At 58.1% G+C, this 5,547-nt stretch carries 8 protein-coding genes; 5 read left to right on the top strand and 3 right to left on the bottom strand.

Features of this window, described 5'->3' with window-relative positions; all coding sequences use genetic code 11:
• Positions 1-228: 228 nt before the first annotated feature.
• The 3 genes from NW857_RS07120 (at position 229) to NW857_RS07110 (ending at position 1,901) form a co-directional block, all read left to right on the top strand.
• Entirely contained in the window at positions 229-366 is a 138-nt protein-coding gene (locus NW857_RS07120) for a hypothetical protein (protein WP_414334446.1), read from the top strand.
• A gap of 86 nt (positions 367-452) precedes the next feature.
• Entirely contained in the window at positions 453-1,538 is a 1,086-nt protein-coding gene (gene mutY, locus NW857_RS07115) for an A/G-specific adenine glycosylase (protein WP_414334444.1), read from the top strand.
• A gap of 87 nt (positions 1,539-1,625) precedes the next feature.
• Positions 1,626-1,901: a hypothetical protein gene (locus NW857_RS07110; protein WP_414334442.1), complete on the top strand. Its 276-nt coding sequence runs from the start codon at positions 1,626-1,628 to the stop codon at positions 1,899-1,901.
• 46 nt (positions 1,902-1,947) lie between these two features.
• Here the strand turns inward: NW857_RS07110 and NW857_RS07105 are convergent, their stop codons facing one another.
• Positions 1,948-2,280 carry a hypothetical protein gene (locus NW857_RS07105; RefSeq protein ID WP_414334441.1) on the bottom strand — a complete coding sequence of 111 codons (333 nt, stop codon included), beginning with the start codon at positions 2,278-2,280 and terminating at the stop codon, positions 1,948-1,950.
• 94 nt (positions 2,281-2,374) lie between these two features.
• Here NW857_RS07105 and rnc point away from each other — a divergent pair, with 94 nt between their 5' ends.
• Together rnc and NW857_RS07095 are read left to right on the top strand one after the other, a co-directional pair.
• Positions 2,375-3,097, top strand: a complete 723-nt coding sequence (gene rnc, locus NW857_RS07100) for a ribonuclease III (RefSeq protein ID WP_414368459.1) — start codon at positions 2,375-2,377, stop codon at positions 3,095-3,097.
• A complete protein-coding gene (locus NW857_RS07095) occupies positions 3,094-3,321 on the top strand; it encodes a hypothetical protein (protein WP_414334439.1) in 228 nt (75 codons plus the stop codon). The genes rnc and NW857_RS07095 overlap by 4 nt, the downstream gene beginning before the upstream one ends.
• Before the next feature lie 60 nt (positions 3,322-3,381).
• Here the strand turns inward: NW857_RS07095 and NW857_RS07090 are convergent, their stop codons facing one another.
• Complete coding sequence (locus tag NW857_RS07090; RefSeq protein ID WP_414368457.1) at positions 3,382-4,275, bottom strand: hypothetical protein; 894 nt, start codon at positions 4,273-4,275, stop codon at positions 3,382-3,384.
• 118 nt (positions 4,276-4,393) lie between these two features.
• Positions 4,394-5,458 (bottom strand): OmpA family protein, encoded by a 1,065-nt coding sequence (locus NW857_RS07085; protein ID WP_414337053.1) that lies wholly within the window; start codon positions 5,456-5,458, stop codon positions 4,394-4,396.
• Positions 5,459-5,547 lie beyond the last annotated feature (89 nt).

The following is a 5,547-nucleotide window of genomic DNA, read 5'->3' as shown; positions in this document are numbered from 1 at the left end:
GAGGCTTTCTTCCGAGGCAGGGATCGCCCGCTCAAGGCTGTGTGAGGTGGGTCGGGAAGGGGAAAAAGGCGGGGGATTCTTGAAGTTTGCTCCCGATTTGAAATAACCCTGATTTTGCGAGCCGATCGGATCCCAGACAGATTGGCTATTCTGGAGATAGAGCTGGCAGACCCGGATCCCGATCGACATCCATAACAACCCGAACGCCAAAGCTGGTGGGAGGCGCAGATGGCTGACTACAATCGCGGCATCATGAAGTTCAAGGGGGCAGACAGCCCAATTGTTGTTTTGATCTCGGCAGGAATTGTGGCCGGGGTGGTCTCGGCCTTGATCTGGTGGGCTCTGCACTTTGCTTACGTGGCTTGAGATCTCAGCTTATTCCGCAAGCCAAGGGCAGTCTTTCCTGCACTGTCAGCCTTCCAGACGAGGTAGAAGGTTGGGATGAGGCTGTCGTGCAGCGCTTGCGGCAGTCTCTGCAGCACTGGTACCGCGACCACGGGCGGGATCTGCCTTGGCGTCGCAGTCGGGATCCCTATGCCATTTGGGTTGCGGAGGTGATGTTGCAGCAGACCCAGGTGGCGACGGTCATCCCCTACTTTCAGCGCTGGATGCAGGCCTTGCCCAAGATCCCGGACTTGGCGGCAGCCCCCCAGCAGCAGGTGTTGAAGCTATGGGAGGGCCTGGGCTATTACCGCCGGGCGCTGAACTTGCACAAAGCCGCCCAAATGTTGGTGCAGGAAGGCAACGGCGAGTTTCCCAGGGATCTGGAGCAGGTGCTGGCGCTGCCGGGGATCGGGCGCACCACGGCTGGCGGCATTCTCAGCGCTGCCTTCGATCAGCCTTTGCCGATTTTGGATGGCAACGTCAAGCGGGTGTTGGCTCGCTTGCTGGCTTTGCAGCAGCCTCCGGCCCGGTGTCTGCCTCTGTTGTGGCAGCTTTCTGAGCAATTGTTGGATCCCGTGCAGCCGCGGACTTTTAACCAGGCCCTGATGGATTTGGGAGCGACTGTCTGTCGTCCCCGAAAGCCTCGCTGCGGCCAATGCCCTTGGCAAGGAGATTGCGCCGCCTACAATCGAGGTCAACACCAGCAATTGCCTATGTCTGCACCCCGTACCCCTCGTCCTCACAAGCAAATTGCCGTTGCCATTGTTCTGCGGGGAACAGAAATCCTCATCGATCGACGGCTGGAAAGCTCCATGCTCAGCGGGCTGTGGGAGTTTCCCGGAGGAAAAATTGAGCCGGGAGAAACGGCTGCCGAGTGTGTAGTCCGAGAAGTGAAAGAAGAAATCGGTATCGATATCGAGGTGGTGGCGCCCTTAGCCACCATCGAACATGCCTACACCCATTTCACCATTACTTTGATCGCTTTTATCTGTCGCTACTTAGGCGGAGAAGCCCAAGCCCTGCAATGCAGCGAGGTGCGCTGGGTCAGCCCGGCGGATCTGTCGGCATTTCCCTTCCCGGGGGCCAATCAAAAGTTGTTTCCTCACTTGTACGCTTGGTTGGCCGAGCGGGGCAACTCATGGGAACACACCTAATCCGCCAAATGGCTTAGACCCTTCTGGAACCCCTGCCCCAAGACATTCGATAGGATGGTAGGTGTCCCGCTGCGGTGAGCTACGGATATGCTGGTTACTCTGGAAAAAGCTGGGGAAATTCTGGCCAAGGGATCCCATACCGCTATCCCGACCACAGATGGCAAGATCGCGCTGGTGCCCAAGGGAAAAGAAAACCTCAAACTAACGGCCAACGAAGCCATCAACCTCATGTTTTATGTCGTCCGCTCTGCTGAGCCCGCAGAGACGGTGATGGCCCAACTGGAGGAGGCAGTCTCCAAAGCCAAAGCCCCTGATCCCTTCGAAGAACGGGCCAGAAAATATCGAGAAATTCGTGGCACTTGAAGGGGCAGATCCCTCTGCCAGCTTGAGAGGTACTCCCCAAAGAAGGTTAGAAGCAGGAAGAGCTGAGGGCAACCAACTTTCCATCGCTGGTCCACCCCAGCAGCATCGGTTCCTGCGGTTGAATAGCCTGGCCAGTGAGAGCACAGCATTGGGCTTGATGGGCTGTGGCCGGGAAGCTGGCCCGAATATCCTCAGGGCTAAGGGTGGCAGCTCCCTGAGAATGACGCAGGACATAACTCCAAAGAATTTCCCGTATTAGAGCCTGGTAGCCCTGATTTCCGGCCAGCGCCTTCAGTCGCTGCTTCAGCTCACGCTCTAGCCGAATGCTGGTTACCTCCATCTGGGTCGTGGCAGTGGGAGAATTGGCACGGATGGGCATGTAGGGATCCTCCCTCGCAAGGTCTATACTACTTTTGTAGTATAGCCAGCTTTCTGCCTGAGCAGAATGACCCCGGTCAAAAGGGTTGTGGGCCATGGTTGAGTTGATCCCGTCCCGTCGCCGTGCCTTGGAGCACCTACTGGCTCGTCTTGGATTTAGGGATCCTGCTGTGTTGGCACAACTGCGCTGGGATCTGCTGGATCAGGCTCTGATCCACCCTTCTCTGGACAGCCGGCGGAACAACGATCGGCTGGAGTTATTGGGGGATTCTGTCCTGCGGATTCTGGTCACAGAGTTCTTGTTTCAGTCCTATCCCCACTTGTCGGTGGGAGAGCTAACCGCAATTCGCTCCGACTTGATCAGCGATGCTCACCTGGCGGAACTGGCAGACCTGCACGGCCTAGATCGTTACCTGGAGGTGGGATCCAGCTCCCAAAACGACCTGGTCGGACGGGGTCGGCGGCTGGCGGATGCCTTCGAGGCTTTGCTGGGGGCTTTTTATCTCAGTTGGGGTATTTACACACTGCCCAGGCTGCATCCCTGGCTGGATCCCTATTTGCGCCGGCGAGTGGAGCAATGGTTTCAAGACCCCACTCGACGCAACCCCAAAGCAGCCTTACAAGAACTCACCCAACGCCTTTGGGGCAGTCTGCCGGAGTATCGCCTGGTGGTCGCCCAGGAGCATCCGCCTCAGTTCACCATGGAAGTCTGGGGGCAAGGACGGTGCTGGGGCCGCGGTGAAGGTCGCTCAAAAAAAGCTGCAGAAATGGCTGCCGCTGCCCAGGCCTACGGGCGCTTGCAGTCGGAGGAGACATGAGAGGCAATCACCCCTACGAGCTGGCCAGTTGGTTGTTTTTGCTGGGGAGCAGCCTGTTTGCGCTGGGCGAGGTGATAAACCTGGGCAGTGACCCATCTCTGTGGGATCCAGCAGCTCCAACCCTTCTCAACCCAAAGGTTGTCCAAGCCCTGCTTGGGATAGGCGCCAGTCTCCTGTTCGTCGTAGGCAGTGCTCTGTTTGTCCTCGATGCTCGTCGCCGTTGAAAGTGAGCAATCAAACAAGAGGCTTGGCTTGCTAGTGAGGACTTCGGCCAGCTACAGGAGCTACCGCAACAGTTCCATCCGCACTGCTTCTACATATTCCAGCAACTCTGGGGATCCCGTGCCTGCAGCCTGCCACAGTGTCAAAGCACGGCCCAGATCGGCAGCGGCACCGGCCCTATCCTCTCCCTGATAGGCGCGCGCCATGCCGCGGTGGTAGTAGCCCTCGGCTTGCTGCGGCTGCACCTCGATAGCTCGGCTGAAATCCTGAACGGCCAAGTTGAAGTCGCAAATGCTGGCCCACATCAGGCCGCGATGGACATAGGCATCGAAAAGATCGGCAGGGCTTTGGTTTTGCTCGGCCAGTTCAATAGCCAGGTGCGACACATCAAACGCCGATTCCAGATGTCCTTGTTCCGCCCAGATGCGAGAGCGCAACAAGTGGAGTTGGGGGTTGCGATAGGCAATGCGATCCAGGGGGGACAACGTTGCCAAAGCCTGCTCCAGCTCCCCAAAATACTCGTGTTGAATCCTGGCCTTGAGCAAGTAAGCTTCAGACAAATAGGGATCCAAAGCAATGGCAATGTCCAGATCCCGCAGCGCCAAGCTCAGCAGGTGGTCAACAGCAGTCGCCTGGTCTGGCTCGGCCAAGGCCAAGGGAGCGCCCTGCAACCGATCCCAGAAGTACCGAGCCCGCTGCAGATAGAGCTGCGCGTTCCCCGGCTCCTGTTCAATCGATTGGGTTAGCCACGCCAGCTCATGGCGAACATCCACCTGGGCAGAGAATAGAGAGAGAGATGACGGCAGAGAGAGCTCCCCAGCTTCCAGAGACACTTCAGTGGCAGAACCCCACTCTTGACGAGACGAGACCAACCAGCCACATTCGCCGCCCAAACACAGCCAAGACAGCAAACCCAGAAGCGCCGATCCGGAGAACAAAAGACTGGGCCTCAGCATGGATCCCACCCCACGAACTAGCTTGAAGTAAAGAGTTGCCTCTAAGCTAGTTCGCCACAGCCGCAGTGTCCAGACTTTCAACAATGCCTGTCCTGCCCCAACCCTCGGCAACTCCCCCCTAGGGGAGCCTGCCGCCGGCCAGATCCACCAACTCCACGCGACGATTCTTTGCCCGGCCCTCGTCAGTGGCGTTGCTGGCAACAGGAGCGGAGAATCCCACACCAACCGGATAGAGTCGGCGCTGCTCAATGCCAAGCTGAACCAAGCGGTTGACCACAGCTTCGGCCCGACGCCGCGAGAGGCCAAGATTGTAGTCGAAGCTGCCGGTTGCATCGGTATGGCCGACCACGAGGATGCTGAGGTCGGCGCGCTCGCGCATCAGCTTGGCGATCTCGGCAAGGGTGGGCTCGGCAGCCGCTTCGATTTGATCCGAGTCATAGGCAAAGAGAATGCCGTAGAGAGCGATCCGGCCATCGCGGCTGATGGCTTGATCCAGCTCGCTGCTGGTCACCAGTTCCAGGCGCTGCTGGCGAGTCTTGACATCGATGACATCCACCCGCCCCAGGGTAATCCCGGTCGGGATCCGTCCACTGCCGCGCGTGACCTCCCAGTCATCGGTATTGACCACAAAGTAGGCGCTTACGAATCGCTCATCGCCTTCGGGCGACTTGCCACGTGCGGCTAAATAGGCAGCAGTGTTTTCTCTCGCGTTCTGGAACGGCCACTGCGCCCGTTCTTCCGGCGTGCCGTAGGTGCCCTTCATATCGAGGATCTCGTGGGCAATCTGGTTGTTGTAGCCGAGGGTCTCGATCTCCTCCCCTAAGCCGGAGAAGAGGATCTCAAAACCAGACTCTTTCAGTTCGGTTTCGTAGTTGCGCAGCGCCTCTAGGGGGGCAACCCGCTCCGGCAATCGGTAATAGGTTGTGATGCGGCGCCCCTCAACAGTTTGAGACCGATACGGCTGCACAGCTCCCATCGCGCCACTGAAGACGATTTTCTCAAGGGCAAACTTGAGGCGGTCGTAGTCGGCCCGCGATTGAAACACAATGCTGGAGCCGGCAAAGCGCTTGAGCCCCGGCGGATCCGCCGTTCCTGGCAGATCGGCCCGGGCTGGCCCCGCATTGACAAGCAGCGCTGTTAGCAGAGCGAAGGCAAAAGGTTGTAAACCTACGCGAAAAGACATAGCCACTCCCTGGTTTTTCCAAAGTCGTTACGGGGCCATTGCCTAGAAGTTTAGCTTGAAAATGCAAAGAGATTAAATACGAACTTTAA

Source organism: Synechococcus sp. H55.9, from assembly GCF_047462355.1.
Classification (GTDB): Bacteria; Cyanobacteriota; Cyanobacteriia; order Thermostichales; family Thermostichaceae; genus Thermostichus.
Note: the sequence above shows the minus strand (reverse complement) of the source record. Positions and strands in the feature narration are given on the sequence as shown.